Genomic DNA, 16,422 nt, shown 5'->3' with positions numbered 1-16,422 from the left:
AAAGTTATAGACTTCTGAGCTTCTATCCTTAGTATGCCAAAAAACTACTCTTTTAGCTATACTTACATTGATTTACCGCCATTGAAAAAGGCATTTAAAATAATTGCTGTTAAAGAACCCAAGGTAATTCCGCTATGAACAATGGTTTGGCTCCAAGCAGGAAATAATTTAAAGAAATCCGGCGCAACCAGTGGTATAAGCCCAATTCCAACGCTAATGGCAACCACAAAAAGATTTTGCGGATTTTTATCAAAATCAACCTTAGATAAGGTCCGTATCCCACTTGCTGCAACAATGCCAAACATAGCTATTCCCGCACCACCAAGGACGGCATTAGGTAAAGATGCAATAATTGTCGCTAATTTCGGGAAAAGCCCCATGACAACAAGGATTACACCAGAAGTCGCTACCACAAACCGGCTTTTTACCCCTGTTAGACCAACAAGACCCACATTTTGAGCAAATGCGGTATAGGGGAAGGCATTAAAGATCCCGCCAAGCATCGTCGACAGACCATCAGCCCTAAGTCCGCGTGTTAGATCTTCTTCGCCGATTTTTTTCCCAACCATTTCCCCAATCGCCAGAAAATCCCCTGTTGATTCAACCATAACAACTAACATAACAAGAATCATAGCCAGAATAGAACCTAAATCAAAGACCGGTGTTCCAAAAAAGAAGGGAGTATCAATTCCAATCCACGCAGCAGTTCCTACCCCGGAAAAATCTACAAGTCCGAGGGGTACAGCCACAATCATCCCAACTAACAAACCGAGCAAAACCGCAATATTCGCAATAAACCCTTTAAAATACTTATTGATTAAAAGAATAGAGATAAGAACAATTCCTGCAACTGCTAAAAAGGTCAAGGATCCGTACTGTTTATTTCCTACTCCTCCAGCAGCCCAGTTCACACCGACAGGAAGAAGAGAAACACCAATTACAGTAATAACACTTCCTGTAACAACCGGCGGAAAGAAGCGAATGAGTTTACTGAAAAACGGCGCAATCAAAAACGTGATTAAACCGGCGATAATGACAGCTCCAAAAATCATCAGCATACCGCCGGCTTTAGCTATAAGGACCATAGGCGTTACCGCGGCAAAGGTGACCCCTTGAATAACTGGAAGGCGAATTCCCAATTTCCATAATCCTAACGTTTGAAGTAGAGTAGCAATACCGCAGGTAAATAAGTCTGCATTGATAAGGAAGGCTGTTTGAGACTTTGTTAAACCTGCCGCTGCCGCAATAATCAAGGGCACGGCTACAGCTCCTGCATACATCGCTAGAACATGCTGAAGCCCATAAAGGAAAAGTTTTCCGCCGGGTAACATTTCATCAACAGGATGTTTGGTCGTTGTGTTCTCCATTCTTAATTTCCCCCTCTTTGTTTAGCCAATTTTAAATCCATAAAAAAACAGGCAAGAAAATTTCAGCTCAGCTTTTTAGAAGTGAGAGAAACTACCTGCCTGGGTTTTTATTCCTTAACCACAACCCTAGGTACACTTTCGCTCATAGTCAGGCCATTTACGGCAGCCCGGTAGATACTTGCAGACCCTATCTCTGCGATTATATGAACATCGATTTTCAAAATCTGCTCTTTCGAACGAGTCTTATTTTACATGATCCAATTATTACGGTCAATATCTATTTCGAACATTTTTCTATAAAATATAATTATTGTTCGGATTCATCTCCCGCTGGAAAGATGATCTTAAATTTGGTCCCTACCCCCACTTCACTCCGAATGCAGACTTTTCCCTTATGATTCTGAATAAGACGAAAAGTGATAACTAAACCCAACCCCGTCCCCATATCTTTAGTCGAGAAAAATGGAGTGCCCACCTTTCTCAGTGTTTCCTGGCTCATTCCTCTGCCCGTATCCGCAATTGTAATAACGATATTACCGGATCGCCGGCTGGCTTTAATCATAACCGTCCCGCCATGCTCCATTGCCTCAATCGCATTCTTAATCAGGTTGATAAACACCTGTTTCAATTGATTGCTTACTCCAATAACATAAGGCAACCCCGGTTCAATTTCTAAAGTGAGTTCAATCTCGTGAATAAGAGCCTGAGGAATCATTAAGTTGACGGTTTCCTGTAATATTTTATCAAGATGGACTTTCCTTTTTATTTCCGGCGCCGGCTTGGCAAGAACAACCATTTCTCCAACAATTTGATCAATCCGGTCCAATTCCTCAAGAATCGTTTCAATATATAAAGGAGGGATATCTTTGCCTTTCTTTTGGCTGGCCAGCTGTATAAATCCTTTAATCGAGGTTAATGGATTGCGAATTTCATGCGCAATTCCTGCCGCAAGTTCACCCACAAGCGCTAATTTTTCCGTCTGCTTAGTCTTTTCGGCATGGCTCATATCTCTAAGTAAAAGCAAGTAATGAATAACCCAAGATAGAAAAAGGAGCAAAAGGAATAAGACCGCCAAATTCCGACCGCCGGTTTGGTTTGCCCTTGAATTAAACGCTACAAGAGGCTGTGTCACAATGACAACCCAAGGCGCTTCCGTGAGCACCTTGAACGTATGCATTTCCTGCACTGTTTCAACGGAGTCTTGCTCGAAATAACCGCTTTCCTCTTTTGAGACTACTACTCTCTGATAGATTGGCGAATCTTTAAATACAAATTTCTTGCGGAATTCTTCAAGATCGGGATGACTTAAGGCCTTTCCCTCTAAACTAATCAGCCCTACATCTACGGATTGATCCGTCTGAAGCGTCGTTAACTTCGTTTGAACTTCACTTAACGGAATAGTCATCCCCACAATTCCGGCAACCTTGTCGTCACGATAATACGGCACTGTGATAATAATGATTTCGTTTCGCGTTTGAGAGCAGATATAAGGTCCCCCTACATAAGGGTTTCCCTTCATCGCTTCTTGAAAGTATTCACGCTCTGCAAGATTTGAGTCTAATTCATTGTTCGGAAATTTGCTGATTACGATTCCCTGTGAATTTGCTACCCAGTGTAGTGAAGTCTCCGGCTGTGCAAGGCTATAGTTCTGAAAAATTTGAGTGATTTTAGAAGCGTTCTCCTGTTTTATTGCATCCGTTAAAGCGAGGTTCTGCAGAGCCCTTTTATTACTGTTGATATAATCATCTAAATATGTAGCCGTCATTTCTACAAAATGCATATTCTTGTCCAGTTGAACTTGGTGCTCTTCGTTAAGCTGTTGGAAAAAGACAACGTAACTCATAATAATCATAAAAAAAAAGATCATCAAAAAGCTAATCACTTTGTATCTTACCCGTTGATCCGAAAAAGAATATTTTATCATTATATGCCTCATAATTAAGTTTTTTTATACTATTTTTAATGTAAAATTCGACTGATTTTTCACAAATTCCTTCCTGAAAAATAATAAAGTGACAGTTGGAACTATCACATTCATTGCTCAGCGAGATCATCTTTTCTTATTTTTATCTTCCCAAAGTTTTAATTTAGTGATACTCTCGGATTATATACTTCTTTATATTCAATATTAACTTCAATATTAACTAAGGAGATTTGGTTATTTATGTTACGTACAATTCTTTGGTTCAGTTACTTCTGGCTATATGTTATAGCCCTTCAACCCACTCTTCTCAAGGTGACGCGCTTAGATAACATTGGCGAAACAACTGAGCACGACCGAATTACTGCTAAAACCGCCCGCAAGTGGGCTCTTTCTCTTCTTAAGCTAGCCGGTGTCACCGTGAGTGTAACAGGTCAGGAAAAAATCGCCGGTCAAAGCCCTGTTCTCTTTGTCAGTAATCACCAAGGGAATTTTGATATTCCTATCCTCTTAGGGCATATTGACCAACCTAAGGCATTTATTGCGAAAATCGAACTCCTGAAGCTGCCGATGATCCGGACCTGGATGAAACATATGAAATGTGTCTTTATCGATCGCACGAATGCCCGGCAATCTCTTAAAGTGATAAACCAGGCTGCAGACTATCTTAAAGAAGGTTACTCCATGGTTATTTTTCCGGAAGGAACGCGCAGCAAGAGCAGAAATTTAGGCGAATTTAAAGCGGGAAGCTTAAAATTAGCTGCTAAGGCAGGCGTTCCTATTGTTCCCATTGCCATTGATGGTTCCTATAAGATCATGGAGCAAAATGGTTTTCGCATTAAACCTGCCCATGTAAAAATCACTGTTTTTGATCCAATTGCTACAGTAGGATTATCTAAAGAGGAAACTGCTAAATTACCTGAAAAGGTTCGAGGAATAATCCAGCAAGCATTAATTTAAATCTGACGGATCGCCCATTAAACCAGACATTATGCGATGATTTTGCAGATAGCTTTTAAGAAGTTATCCATCTCATCATCGCTGCCAATGCTCACACGCAGGAAATTATCAATTCTTGGTTTTTTAAAATAACGAACGAGGATCGATTCTTCTTTAAGTTTTAAAAAGAGTTCTTCCGCTTTTACTGACGGATGACTGATAAAAATAAAGTTTGCTTTAGAAGGGAGCACCTTAAAGCCCATTATCTGAAGATCCTGAGTTACGCGTTCTCTCGTCTGACTGATTTTTTTACTTGTCACTTGAAAATATGCCTCATCTTTTATCGCTTCAACGGCTCCTGCAAGAGCTAAGCGGTCCAAGGTATAGGAGTTGAAGGAATTTTTAACACGATTAAGACCTTCAATTAAATCCTCATGGCCCATGGCAAAGCCTACTCTTAGGCCTGCTAACGAGCGGGATTTGGAAAGCGTATGCACAACTAAAAGATTGGGATATTTATCGATAAGCTTCCGCGCTGATTCTCCGCCGAAGTCAATATAGGCTTCATCAATAATCACAACATGTTCATTATTATGAAGCAGTATTTCTTCAATGGCTTCAAGGGTCAGATATTCTCCAGTAGGCGCGTTAGGATTAGGAATAATGATTCCCCCATTGGGCTTGAAGAACTGATCCACGGGAATAGCGAAATCGTCATTTAACGGAATTAATTCATAATTGATCTTAAATAAGTTCGCATAGACGGGGTAAAAGCTATAGGTGATATCCGGAAAAAGAATTGGAAAGCCGCTATCGAAAAAGGTCATAAAAGAAAAGGCTAACACTTCATCGGAACCGTTGCCAAGAAAAATCCGGTCTTTTTTTAGACCAAAATATTCAGCCAAGGTGCGCTTTAACTCATCCCCATTAGGATCTGGATATAACTTTAAGCTTTCATTGGCTACCGTTTTGATCGCTTCAAGAACCCTTGGTGAGGGTGGATAAGGATTTTCATTCGTATTTAATTTAATATATTTCTTATCTTTAGGCTGTTCGCCCGGTACATAAGGGTCAACCCCAGCCGCTAATTTGCTCCAGTATTTGCTCAACGTTTGTTCTCCTCTCTTATGCTTCTGTGTTTTGTGTTTATCTTTGTATTTATCCTATCTTATTTTTCATTGATATGATTTAAGAATGCCTGAGTCCTTTGCTGCTTCGGATGATCAATAACTTCCTCCGGAGTCCCCTGTTCAACGATTTCCCCTTTGTCCATAAAGATGACTCGGTTTGCCACCTCACGGGCAAAACCCATTTCATGGGTCACCACGATCATGGTCATATGCTCTTCTGCCAGCTGCCTCATGGCCTTTAACACTTCACCGGTAAGTTCAGGGTCAAGTGCCGAAGTCGGTTCATCGAAAAGCAAGATATCCGGTTTCATTGCAAGGGCACGGGCAATAGCGACACGCTGTTTTTGCCCCCCGGATAGGCGCGAAGGATAACTGTTCAGTTTATCTTCCAAGCCTACTTTGCGGAGAAGCTCCTCGGCTTCCGGAAGAATTTCCTCCCGTTTAACTCCTTTAACCGTCAAAGGAGCTTCAATCACATTTTCAAGAACCGTGAGATGAGGAAATAAATTAAACTGTTGAAAGACCATCCCCATCTTGCGGCAGATCATCCGAGCTTTAGCTTCTTCCGCGTATTTAGGGATGCCCTCCGCTCCGGTTAACACCAGCTTTTCTCCTTCGATCTCAATGGTTCCTCCGTCGATTGTTTCAAGCCGGTTTAAACAGCGAAGAAAGGTACTCTTTCCAGAACCCGAGGGTCCTATGACTGCAACGACTTCTCCCTTTTGAATGTCAAGGGAAACTCCCCGCAGAACTTCAAGCTTCTCAAAGTTTTTTTGAATGTTTTGTGCACTAATCATTAACATTATTCTACACACCTTAACGCTCTTATTTTTGTTCCATTACTCATCATAAGCCGCATAACGCTTTTCAAGTTTTTGAAAGCCCCATGTCAAAACAAGCGTCATCGCTAAATAGAATATACCGGCTACAATAAAAGGCATAGTTGTAAAATCCCGCTGGACAATCGCCCGTGTCGTACGAAGCAAATCATTCATCGCCAGCACATAAATCAGCGAGGTATCCTTAACCAAAGTGATCGTTTCATTGCTCACCGGCGGAAGTACTCTTTTTATGACCTGCGGCAGAATAATCCGGCGCATCAGTTGACTATAGGTCATCCCTAAGGCTTTGGCCCCTTCATATTGGCCCCGTTCAATGGACTGAATACCGGCGCGGAAAATCTCTGCAAAATAGGCTGCATAGTTTAAAACGAAAGCAATGAGCGCCGCCTGAAAATCAGGCAAGGTTAAGTGAATGCCCGGGATAAACGGCAAGCCAAAATAAACGAAAAGGAGCTGGAGCATTAACGGTGTTCCCCGGAAAAGCCAAATATAAACCCCTATCCCGGAACTAAGAGCCTTGAAGCGTGAAATCCGCCCTAAAGCAAGCATTAAGCCCAAAGGCAAGGATAAAATGATCGTTGCAAAAAACATTTCTAACGTAACAAATGTACCATCGAACATCGGCCCGAGAATTTGTTGAACATACTGCATATGCTACTCCCCTAAAAAAGAATAAGTCCTAAGTAAATGTACCTTAGTTCATATCTAATTTCAATAATTAATTCTTTCTGGTAAAACCAATGAAAACAAAAATCTTAATCGAAAGGCCAATGGTTGATATACCATCGGCCTTAATACTTTTCTTATGTCTTAAGTAACAATTACTTCACAACTTTATTTAACGATATTTTCTCCGAACCACTTTTGGGAGATCTCGGCAGCCTTGCCATCCTTCTTCATATCATCCAAGGCCTTTTGAATTTTCTCAAGGAGTTGTGTATCATCTTTTCTTAACCCAACGCCATATTCCTCAGATCCGAAGTTATCCGAAAGAATCGTGTATTCACCCGGTTTTTTGTTCGTATAATAACGGCCTACGATCTCATCAACAACAACGGCATCGACACGTCCTGCTTTGAGATCCAATAAAGCATTGACATTATCCGAGTACTTTTTAAGCTCCTTAAAGGTTTTCAGTGTTGCCGCATCATTATTAAGAGCATCGACACTAGAGCTTCCATCCTGTACGCCGACCGTTTTTCCAGCGAGATTTGCTTTGGTCTTAATATCGGAATTTGGGAGCACAACAATGATTTGTCTGTTTTCCATATAAGCCTTGGTAAATGCAATATTTTTCTTTCTTTCCTCGGTGATGGTTAAGCCATTCCAAAGCACGTCGATTTTTTTGCTGTTGAGTTCAACTTCCTTGCTGTTCCAATCAATCGGTTTGAATTCAACCTGCATTCCTAGGCGTTTAGCTGCTTCTGTGGCTAGATCAATATCAAATCCCACTAGATTATTTTTTTCATCCCGGAATCCCATAGGAGGGAAGTTATCATCCAAACCAACAACAATCTTTTGGGGAGCAGTATTGGCTGGTGCACTTGCCGTTGATCCTGCACTTCCGCAGCCCGCAAGCAGGAGACCTGACATCACTACAGTCATAGCTAAAGCCAAAATCTTCTTCAATATGAACAACTCCTTTATTTCACTAACATTTCTGATTAAGCATATTTCTATTGTACCTTTAATCTGCTAAAGGGGTAAATCGGTAAACTAATGAAATTCCAACAAAAAAGAGTGGATTTTGTCCACTCTCTCTTTTTTCCTTTTAAATACTAAGATTTTCAAGTTAGGTTTTTATACTCCTGATTTAATCACTTATCCGAGCAGCATCCGGTCATTATCCATTTCGGTGCCGCTTCGTTTTTCAAATTGCTCAATGAGCTTTTCTACCGTCATGTTCTTGCGTTCTTCACCTTGAAGGTCCATGATGATTCGTCCCTCATGCATCATGATCGTCCGTGTTCCGAATTCCAAAGAGGCTTTCATATTATGCGTAATCATGAGGGTACAAAGGTTCTCTTCGGCAACAAACTGACGAGTTAAGTCCATAACCTTTTTAGCCGTTGATGGATCGAGAGCTGCCGTATGCTCATCAAGAAGCAGAAGCTTAGGCTTTATGATAGTAGCCATTAAGAGTGTCAACGCTTGGCGCTGCCCTCCGGAAAGCAGCCCTACCTTCTGTTTCATCCGATTCTCTAAACCCATTTCCAATAATTCAAGCCGTTCCTGTAAAAGCTGACTATCTTTCTTTCGGAGTCCGGGCCTTAAGCTCAGCCGCTCTTTTTTGGCTAAAGCAATGGCAAGGTTTTCTTCGATCGTCATATCAAAGGCGGTCCCTTTCAAGGGATCTTGAAAAACACGGCCAATATAACGTGAACGTTTAAATTCGGGATCAAAGGTAATATCGAGGGAATCTATATAAATCCGTCCCCCGTCAATTGGAAAAACACCGGAAATTCCATTGAACAGCGTAGATTTACCTGCCCCATTGCCTCCAATGACCGTAACGAATTCCCCTTCCTCCAGTGAAAGGCTTAAATCCTGAAGTGCCCGTTTTTCCGTTATACTCCCTTTGGCAAAGGTTTTGCTGATGGCTTCGATTTTTAGCATAAAGGGCTTCTCCTTCCTTTCACTATTTTAGGATATACTCTTTCGTGATGAGTCATTTCGCCTATATTTGCGGCGCGTAAAGGCAATTTTCTTATTGATGATGGGCATAGACATGGCTATCGTTACAATGACTGCTGAGACAAGCTTAAGATCTGTTGGCGGCATTCCAAGCTCTAGGGCCAAGGCGATAATTAAACGGTAGAGAATTGACCCCAAGACAACCGCTATTAATCGGCGGAATAAGGTTTTTGTTCCAAAAACAACTTCCCCGATAATTACAGAAGCCAAGCCGATCACGACCATACCGATTCCCATGCCAACATCGACAAAAGACTGCTCCTGAGCAATCAGAGCCCCCGATAATGCGACCAGTCCATTGGAAAGAGCCATTCCGATTAAAATGATAAAATCCGTGTTCACTCCAAGCGACCGAACCATTTGGTCATTATCCCCGGTTGCTCGGAGTACAAAACCAAGACGTGTTTTCAAAAAAGCATAGAACAAAAGGAGAATAAAAATAAGAATTAAGGCTGCGAAGATAAGACGGGAATAATCTCCAGGTACGATTTTTTCGAAAACTGAATAAACCGTCGGCTTATTTAGAAGGGGAATATTCGCTTTTCCGCCCATTACCTTTAAGTTGATCGAATAGAGACCCAGCATCGTTAAAATTCCGGCAAGCAGCGGTTGGATTTCGAGCTTTGTATGGAGCAGGCCCGTAATGCAGCCTGCCCCTCCGCCGGCAATAAAAGCAATTAACAATCCTAAAAAAGGGTGGCCGCTGACACTCATGATTACCGAAACGGCAGCTCCCAGGGTGAAACTGCTATCGACCGTTAAATCTGGCATGTTTAAGGAGCGGAACGAAAGAAAAACTCCCAAAGCTAAGATTGCATAGATAATTCCCAGTTCTAAGGACCCCTGAAATGCTGCGAGTGACATGGGCTATACCCCTTTCCCTACTTATTTTCCGAACACTTGAGCGGCTTGTTTTAAAATATCGTCAGGCAATTTAACGCCAATGGCATCAGCCGTACCTTGGTTTACGTAGATATCCATATCCGTCATCATCTTCACGGGAATATCACCAGGTTTTTTACCTTTTAAAATATCAACAGCCATATCTGCTGTTTCTTTGCCAAGAACTGTGTAGTTGATTCCGTACGTAGCAAGTCCTCCGTCTTTAACCATGGAATCAGCGCCTACATAAACGGGGATTTTCGCTTTGTTCGCAGTTTGAGCGACCACCGGCATTGCTGAAGCAATCGTGTTATCAATCGGAGAGAAAATAGCATCGACTTTTCCTACCAAGGAATTAACGGCTTGTTGAACCTCAGATGAGTTTGTAACAGTTGCGCTGACAACCGTCATATTATTTTTTTGAGCATACTCTTTAAGATTGTTGATTACAGATACTGAGTTTGTCTCACTTGAATTATAGAGAGCACCAATCGTCTTGACGTTAGGGGTAATGCGTTTAGCCAATTCCATAATTTTTTCAGCCGAGACACGGTCGGAAGTCCCTGTAACATTTCCGCCAGGGTTATTTAAATCTTTAACGAGTCCTGAGCCTACCGGATCGGTCGCGGCAGAGAAAATAACGGGAATAGTCTTTGTTTCGCTGATGACGGCTTGAGCTGAAGGAGTAGCAATTGCGATAATCAGATCATATTTATTGTTAACGAATTTTTGAGAAATCGTTTTTAAATTGGTTTGATCTCCTTGCGCATTTTGATAATCAATCGTAATATTTTCGCCGTCTTTATACCCTTTGTCCGCTAATTCTTTGATAATGGATTCGCGGATTGTGTTTAAAGAGGGATGCTCGACGATTTGAACAATTCCTACCTTTTTCTTCTCAGATGAAGCAGTCGTGTTGTTGGTGCTGCCTTGGGTTCCGCACCCGGCAACGGATAATACCATGGCAATCGATAAAATGACGGACATAAGCATTGCAAACTTTCTTTTCATTGGAAGAAACCTCCTCATTTAATTTTAAAATCAAAAACGCCTGTCCTTAATAAGCTTAAAGGACAGGCGTATAACCTGCGGTACCACCTTAATTGATGCACTTATGCTAACGCATATCCTGTGCATCCTCTTGTGCAGAGTGCCATCACACCCTTAGCCCCATAACGCCGGCTATGCGTCGGAAGCTACTTAAGCCATTCCTGACTTTTTTGCTCCGCCCTCGGAGGCCCATTTACCCGCTCCGTTACCTGTCAGGCTTCCACCTACCCCGACTCTCTAAGAAGTTGGTTTTGCGGTTTTACTTCCTCGTCAACAGTTTATAATATTATAGCACTATAAAATCAGCATTACAATATAATTACGCAGATTTATATACGCGATTTTTTAGGCTCTTAGCTTTATACATAGCTTGATCTGCTCTTGCGATTAAGGAATTAATGGGATCCTCACTTTTAAACGTTGAGCAAGCTACACCAAAGCTTCCCGTAACCTTAATTAAGATATCTTCATAGTAACTCGTCATTTCTTCGATATCCTGTCTCATCCGCTCAGCAATTAAAAACGCATCTTGAAGCTCAGTATCCGGGAGACAAATGATAAACTCTTCTCCCCCAAAGCGTCCGATAAAATCATACGCGCGCGACCCTTTGTTCAAACACTCGGTAAACCGCTGCAAAATAAAGTCGCCGGCTAAATGACCATTAAGATCGTTAATCAATTTAAAATTATCGATATCGACAAGAATTAGAGACAGATTCGTTTGATTCCGCTTAGCTCTGGCAAGCTCTTCTTCGATCCGTTTCATAAAGGCTCTGCGGTTGAGGCAGCCTGTTAAATAATCTATACTTGCTAAAGTCTCCGCTTTGATTTTAGCATTTTGTAATATCTCTTCGGTTTTTTTACTCGCAGTAATATCATGAATCTGGTTAACTAAAAACTTCGGATTATTTTTACCGTCTCGAACTAACGATACGATAGCCCTTCCCCAAATAATATGCCCGTCTTTGTGGATATAGCGATTAATCGTTTGGAAGGAATCCGCTTTGCCCGCAAAAAGATCGCGTACCAAAATTGTATTTCTTTCATATTCTTCAGAATGAAGTAAATCCTTCTGTGTCATTTTCATTAATTCGTCTTTGGAATAGCCCATAATATCACAGTATGAAGGATTAATTTCGAGATGCTTTAACTCAGGTGAAATTGCAGCCATTCCCAAGACTGTCTTTTCGAAGGCAATTTGACCAATAACTGAACCCGATTTTAAGGACTCAATAAAACGATAATGCTTCCTTTTCAAAAAAATGATATATGAAGCCAAAATCAATAAAATTAGAATTAAAAATCGGTCCCAATAACCATCCATTCAACTTCACCTAGTTTTATAAAAATAGAAATTTCAATTCCTGCTTTAGTTTATCTCTGCCTTATTAAAGATATACTTTATACTTCTATCGCAAAATTGTAAATTCCTTCTATTTTTAAACCTTAATTTCCTTTATTTTCTTTTTATTGGAAATTTCAGGTGGAGTACAAAAGCTCCACCTGAAAGTAAATACGCGTATATAGGGTATTTTATGTGGATTATTTAATATTTTTTATCGCAGTCTCACCGAATGTTTGGGTAACAACTTTATCATAGGGGGCAGTTTTATTGAGTTCACCGGCATCCTGTAAGGCTTTTTGCAATACCATAAGATCTTTTTCCAATAAAACAGGATCTTTCTTCCAGGTATTTTGCTCCTTATACCGCTTTATAACACTGATTAAAATATCATCACTGGAATCTGGAAATTGGGGTTTGATAGCTTTGGCAATTTCCTCCGGCGTATGGCTGGCCACCCAAAGCTGACCTTTATAGATGGCATTTGTGAACTTCTGAATCGTTTGAGGATTTTTTTCGAGATAACTTCTTTTAGTAAAATAAGCAGTATAGGGAACCTCACCGCTCGATTTTCCCAGAGAAGCTACAACAAACGCTTTTCCTGCCTTCTCCATCTCTGAGGCCGTTGGCTCAAAAACAATCACATAATCTCCCTTGCCTCCCATAAAAGCACCCGGCATCGCTGCAAATTGCATCGTCGTATCGATCATGACATCTTTTCCAGGAGTTAAACCATTATTACGCAGAACGTATTGAAGGATGACTTCCGGCATTCCGCCTTTTCGTCCGCCGATGATTGTTTTACCCTTGACATCGCTCCATTTGAAATTCGGATCGGGTTTACGGGCCATAAGGAATGTTCCGTCTCCATTGGTCAGTTGGGCAAAAACAACACTGTTATCCTCTTTGCCTTCGTTATAAACATAAACACTGGCTTCCGGACCGGCAAACCCGATATCGACCTGACCTGACAAAACACCTGTCATGACTTTATCTGCACCTTCACCGTTTAAGAGTTCAAGCTCCAGCCCTTCTTCTTTAAAGAATCCCTGAGTTAAGGCGACATACTGAGGAGCATAGAAAAGCGAATGAGTCACCTCCGAAAGTTTTATTTTCGTGAGTGAGGCTTGGCTTCCGCAGCCTGTTAAGGTAAGTGCCAGTCCTAAGAAAATCACGATAAGTACGACCATGAACCGCTTCATAGAAATCCTCCCTTTGTCAAGTTAATATGTGATGGGTACCATGACCCAACGCTTAAAATGTAATACCTTAAGCTTTATGCTTAACCAGCCATTTCTCGAGATAAACAATGGCTTGGTACATGAGCGCAGCCGCCACTCCGAGAATTATCACACTGGTCATAACGAGATCAAGTTTAAAGACCTGCCCGCCGTAAACGATAAGATACCCGAGACCTGACTTTGATACCAAAAACTCCCCTACAATAACCCCAACCCAAGACAACCCGACATTGATTTTTAAGGCATTGATAAGCGTAGGCAGGGAAGCGGGAAGGAGAACCTTGGTTAATACCTGATATTTTGATCCGCCGAACGTATGAACCAGCTTAATTTTTTCTTGATCAATCGCCAAAAAGCCATTAAGGACTTCCATAATCGTAACGATCAGTGAAATCGCCAAAGTCATCACGATAATAGCAACCGGACCTGCTCCAATCCAAACGATAAAAACAGGTCCAAGGGCGATTTTAGGCAAGCTGTTTAAAACCACAAGATAAGGCTCGGAAACCTTGGATAAGAATTCTGACCACCAAAGAATAATGGCGATAGCCGTTCCTAAAAAAGTACCGAGAACAAACCCAATAATCGTCTCTAAACACGTTACTCCGATATGTTGAAACAGCACACCCTCTCTGTATAGCTGCAAAATTGTTTTAAGTACTCGAGAAGGCTGGCTCGTAATAAAAGGATCGATAATCCTGGCATTAGCCAGAATCTCCCAAAGAGCAAGGGCTATAAAAAGAATAATAAACTGTGTCAGACGCACTTGAACTTTTTCCCTGCGCACGAGCCGCAAGAATTCTTGATGCTCCTGAGATGTTGTTATCCCTTCTGAACTCTCATTAGACATGGACATCCAGCTCCTCCCAGATCTTTTGGAAATAATGTCTGAATTCCGGTGCCTCTCTCGAGGTTAAAGGTGTACGGCTTTTACAACTCAATTGAATATCATAGATGTTTTTTACCGTTCCCGGACGTTTCGATAAAACGACAACACGATCAGCCATACTGATGCTTTCCGCAATGTCATGGGTTACAAGTATTGCAGCTTTATTCTCCTTTTTAATGATGGTATAAATATCCTCACTTACTGCAAGTCGGGTCTGATAATCCAGCGCTGAAAACGCTTCATCTAATAGGAGAATCTCCGGATCAGTCACTAAGGTCCGGATGAGAGCTGCTCTTTGCCGCATTCCCCCTGAAAGCTGGTTAGGAAATGCATTACGGAATTCATAAAGTCCATAAGTTTTGAGCAGTTCCAGAGCACGTTCTTTAGCATTCTTAGATACGTTCTTTTGAATTTCCAATCCTAATAAGATATTTTGATATATCGTCCTCCACTCAAAAAGATGGTCCTTTTGGAGCATATATCCGATTTTCCGTGATGTTCCGGTGATCCTTTTACCCTTGAGCAAAACCCGCCCCGCAGTAGCAGGCAAGAGCCCTGAGATTATGGATAAGAGCGTGGATTTTCCACAGCCGCTGGGACCGACAATACTCAAAAATTCACCGTCACGAACGGAAAAATCAATATTTTCTAAAGCATTTATTTCCCCATCAAGAGATTGATACTTCATTCCGATATTATGTATCTCGACAACCTCATGCATATGCAATCCCCCCTTCTATGGCTTAATTCCTCTATGTTGTAAATTCTCTATGTTGATATAGTGTATTGAAGAGTGTCAGAATCGGTGAATCCATTGTATAAAACTAAAAAGAGGCCCTGCATTTACTCAACAGTAAACGCAGGGCCTCTCTCATTAACTTTTTTTACATTTTAGATATAATTCTTTCAATAGCTCTTTCTGTATTCTCCCGAGTACCAAAAGCTGTTAAACGGAAATATCCTTCACCATTTGCCCCAAATCCTGCTCCAGGTGTACCTACGACATTTGCTTCTCTTATCAGCTTATCGAAAAACTCCCAGGATTCCATATTATCCGGTGTTTTCATCCAAATATACGGTGCATTGATTCCCCCGAATACTTTATAACCTGCTTTTTGAAGACCGTCTCTGATAATCCGCGCATTTTCCATATAATAATCAATCGTTTCCTTAACCTGCTTCTGCCCTGCTTCAGTAAACACCGCAGCAGCAGCAGCCTGTACCGGGTAAGATACTCCATTAAACTTGGTTGTCTGCCGTCTTAACCATAATGTGTTCAGGCTATGTGCTTCCCCTTTGGTGTCATAAACCATGACCTCTTTCGGAACAATCGTATAACCGCAGCGTGTCCCTGTAAATCCAGCGGTTTTCGAGAAACTTCTGAATTCAACGGCAACCTCACGCGCACCTTCAATCTCAAAAATACTGTGGGGAACATTTTCTTCACGGATAAACGATTCGTAAGCCGCATCAAATAATATAATCGATTTATTTTCTCGGGCATAATCCACCCATTGTTTCAATTCCTCATGGGAAAGCGTCATTCCGGTTGGATTGTTCGGGAAACACAGATAGATCATATCCACACGACTCTGAGGAAGTGCCGGTTTCATTCCATTTTCTTCAGTACAAGGCAAATAAACGAGTTTTTCAAATTGTCCCTTTTCATTGGGAAAACCCGTACGTCCAGCCATTACGTTGGTATCAACGTACACCGGATAGACTGGATCACTGACCGCTATTGTATTATTTACTCCGAACAACTCTTGAAAATTCGCAGTATCACTCTTCGCTCCATCGCTGATAAATACTTCATCCGTTGATAAATTTACGCCTCGCGGAGTAAAATCATGATCAATAATTGCTTGACTTAAGAACTCATACCCTTGTTCCGGGCCATATCCTCTAAATGTTTCTGCATGTCCCATTTCTTCGACCGCTTTTTTCATGGCTTCAATAACCGCTGCGGGCAGAGGCCGAGTTACATCCCCAATTCCCAAACGGATAATATCCGCACTCGGGTTTTCTTGTTTAAACTTATTAACCCTCCGCGCAATCTCGGAGAATAAGTAACTCCCGGGCAGTTTTAGATAGTTTTCGTTTACAAAGGCCATTGTTTATGTAA

The 16,422-nt window shown here is 41.4% G+C and carries 15 protein-coding genes, 1 riboswitch and 1 other annotated feature; of the genes, 1 reads left to right on the top strand and 14 read right to left on the bottom strand.

The features are described 5' to 3' along the window. Window positions 1-62: 62 nt before the first annotated feature. Both ACHOLT_RS05320 and ACHOLT_RS05315 read right to left on the bottom strand, forming a co-directional pair. On the bottom strand, window positions 63-1,367 hold the full coding sequence (locus tag ACHOLT_RS05320) for a nucleobase:cation symporter-2 family protein (protein WP_425806281.1): 1,305 nt from the start codon (window positions 1,365-1,367) through the stop codon (window positions 63-65). Window positions 1,368-1,492: 125 nt separating this feature from the next. After that, a riboswitch (purine riboswitch) is annotated at window positions 1,493-1,594 on the bottom strand. Between the two features lie 80 nt (window positions 1,595-1,674). Beyond that, the gene (locus ACHOLT_RS05315) at window positions 1,675-3,210 is read right to left on the bottom strand and encodes an ATP-binding protein (protein ID WP_425806279.1); all 1,536 of its coding nucleotides are present in this window, start codon (window positions 3,208-3,210) and stop codon (window positions 1,675-1,677) included. A 321-nt stretch (window positions 3,211-3,531) separates the two neighbouring features. Here ACHOLT_RS05315 and ACHOLT_RS05310 point away from each other — a divergent pair, with 321 nt between their 5' ends. Continuing rightward, a complete protein-coding gene (locus tag ACHOLT_RS05310; protein ID WP_425806277.1) occupies window positions 3,532-4,248 on the top strand; it encodes a lysophospholipid acyltransferase family protein in 717 nt (238 codons plus the stop codon). A gap of 29 nt (window positions 4,249-4,277) precedes the next feature. Here the strand turns inward: ACHOLT_RS05310 and hisC are convergent, their stop codons facing one another. From hisC to ACHOLT_RS05250, 12 genes are all read right to left on the bottom strand, one after another. Continuing rightward, on the bottom strand, window positions 4,278-5,336 hold the full coding sequence (gene hisC, locus ACHOLT_RS05305; protein ID WP_425806276.1) for a histidinol-phosphate transaminase: 1,059 nt from the start codon (window positions 5,334-5,336) through the stop codon (window positions 4,278-4,280). A gap of 59 nt (window positions 5,337-5,395) precedes the next feature. After that, a complete protein-coding gene (locus ACHOLT_RS05300; protein ID WP_425806275.1) occupies window positions 5,396-6,160 on the bottom strand; it encodes an amino acid ABC transporter ATP-binding protein in 765 nt (254 codons plus the stop codon). Window positions 6,161-6,196: 36 nt separating this feature from the next. Continuing rightward, complete coding sequence (locus tag ACHOLT_RS05295) at window positions 6,197-6,850, bottom strand: amino acid ABC transporter permease (protein WP_425806273.1); 654 nt, start codon at window positions 6,848-6,850, stop codon at window positions 6,197-6,199. 183 nt (window positions 6,851-7,033) lie between these two features. Continuing rightward, window positions 7,034-7,828 carry a transporter substrate-binding domain-containing protein gene (locus ACHOLT_RS05290; protein WP_425806271.1) on the bottom strand — a complete coding sequence of 265 codons (795 nt, stop codon included), beginning with the start codon at window positions 7,826-7,828 and terminating at the stop codon, window positions 7,034-7,036. A 192-nt stretch (window positions 7,829-8,020) separates the two neighbouring features. Further along, a complete protein-coding gene (locus ACHOLT_RS05285) occupies window positions 8,021-8,815 on the bottom strand; it encodes an ABC transporter ATP-binding protein (protein WP_425806269.1) in 795 nt (264 codons plus the stop codon). A gap of 27 nt (window positions 8,816-8,842) precedes the next feature. Next, window positions 8,843-9,757 (bottom strand): ABC transporter permease, encoded by a 915-nt coding sequence (locus ACHOLT_RS05280; protein ID WP_425806268.1) that lies wholly within the window; start codon window positions 9,755-9,757, stop codon window positions 8,843-8,845. Window positions 9,758-9,778: 21 nt separating this feature from the next. After that, the gene (locus ACHOLT_RS05275) at window positions 9,779-10,786 is read right to left on the bottom strand and encodes an ABC transporter substrate binding protein (RefSeq protein ID WP_425806267.1); all 1,008 of its coding nucleotides are present in this window, start codon (window positions 10,784-10,786) and stop codon (window positions 9,779-9,781) included. Window positions 10,787-10,841: 55 nt separating this feature from the next. Beyond that, window positions 10,842-11,108 (bottom strand) — a binding site (T-box leader). A gap of 36 nt (window positions 11,109-11,144) precedes the next feature. After that, complete coding sequence (locus ACHOLT_RS05270; protein ID WP_425806265.1) at window positions 11,145-12,149, bottom strand: sensor domain-containing diguanylate cyclase; 1,005 nt, start codon at window positions 12,147-12,149, stop codon at window positions 11,145-11,147. A gap of 218 nt (window positions 12,150-12,367) precedes the next feature. Next, window positions 12,368-13,369, bottom strand: coding sequence for an ABC transporter substrate-binding protein (locus ACHOLT_RS05265; RefSeq protein WP_425806262.1), 1,002 nt, complete (start codon window positions 13,367-13,369; stop codon window positions 12,368-12,370). Window positions 13,370-13,436: 67 nt separating this feature from the next. Next, on the bottom strand, window positions 13,437-14,264 hold the full coding sequence (locus tag ACHOLT_RS05260) for an ABC transporter permease (RefSeq protein ID WP_425806260.1): 828 nt from the start codon (window positions 14,262-14,264) through the stop codon (window positions 13,437-13,439). Beyond that, window positions 14,251-15,018: an ABC transporter ATP-binding protein gene (locus ACHOLT_RS05255; protein WP_425806259.1), complete on the bottom strand. Its 768-nt coding sequence runs from the start codon at window positions 15,016-15,018 to the stop codon at window positions 14,251-14,253. Before ACHOLT_RS05255 ends, ACHOLT_RS05260 begins: the two co-directional genes overlap by 14 nt. Before the next feature lie 163 nt (window positions 15,019-15,181). Then, a complete protein-coding gene (locus tag ACHOLT_RS05250; protein ID WP_425806258.1) occupies window positions 15,182-16,411 on the bottom strand; it encodes an LL-diaminopimelate aminotransferase in 1,230 nt (409 codons plus the stop codon). Window positions 16,412-16,422: the final 11 nt, after the last annotated feature.

Source organism: Desulfitobacterium nosdiversum, from assembly GCF_049860565.1.
In the GTDB taxonomy this organism is placed as follows: Bacteria; Bacillota; Desulfitobacteriia; order Desulfitobacteriales; family Desulfitobacteriaceae; genus Desulfitobacterium_A; species Desulfitobacterium_A nosdiversum.
This window is presented reverse-complemented; position numbering and strand designations above follow the sequence as displayed.

What these genes read in the sequence shown, in the direction of transcription:
- ACHOLT_RS05250 (WP_425806258.1), bottom strand. Translation starts at nt 16,411, where the DNA reads ATGGCCTTTGTAAACGAAAACTATCTAAAACTGCCCGGGAGTTACTTA.
- ACHOLT_RS05270 (WP_425806265.1), bottom strand. Translation starts at nt 12,149, where the DNA reads ATGGATGGTTATTGGGACCGATTTTTAATTCTAATTTTATTGATTTTG.
- ACHOLT_RS05295 (WP_425806273.1), bottom strand. Translation starts at nt 6,850, where the DNA reads ATGCAGTATGTTCAACAAATTCTCGGGCCGATGTTCGATGGTACATTT.
- ACHOLT_RS05310 (WP_425806277.1), top strand. Translation starts at nt 3,532, where the DNA reads ATGTTACGTACAATTCTTTGGTTCAGTTACTTCTGGCTATATGTTATA.
- ACHOLT_RS05315 (WP_425806279.1), bottom strand. Translation starts at nt 3,210, where the DNA reads ATGAGTTACGTTGTCTTTTTCCAACAGCTTAACGAAGAGCACCAAGTT.
- ACHOLT_RS05275 (WP_425806267.1), bottom strand. Translation starts at nt 10,786, where the DNA reads ATGAAAAGAAAGTTTGCAATGCTTATGTCCGTCATTTTATCGATTGCC.
- ACHOLT_RS05300 (WP_425806275.1), bottom strand. Translation starts at nt 6,160, where the DNA reads ATGTTAATGATTAGTGCACAAAACATTCAAAAAAACTTTGAGAAGCTT.
- ACHOLT_RS05260 (WP_425806260.1), bottom strand. Translation starts at nt 14,264, where the DNA reads ATGTCCATGTCTAATGAGAGTTCAGAAGGGATAACAACATCTCAGGAG.
- ACHOLT_RS05280 (WP_425806268.1), bottom strand. Translation starts at nt 9,757, where the DNA reads ATGTCACTCGCAGCATTTCAGGGGTCCTTAGAACTGGGAATTATCTAT.
- ACHOLT_RS05255 (WP_425806259.1), bottom strand. Translation starts at nt 15,018, where the DNA reads ATGCATGAGGTTGTCGAGATACATAATATCGGAATGAAGTATCAATCT.
- ACHOLT_RS05320 (WP_425806281.1), bottom strand. Translation starts at nt 1,367, where the DNA reads ATGGAGAACACAACGACCAAACATCCTGTTGATGAAATGTTACCCGGC.
- ACHOLT_RS05285 (WP_425806269.1), bottom strand. Translation starts at nt 8,815, where the DNA reads ATGCTAAAAATCGAAGCCATCAGCAAAACCTTTGCCAAAGGGAGTATA.
- ACHOLT_RS05265 (WP_425806262.1), bottom strand. Translation starts at nt 13,369, where the DNA reads ATGAAGCGGTTCATGGTCGTACTTATCGTGATTTTCTTAGGACTGGCA.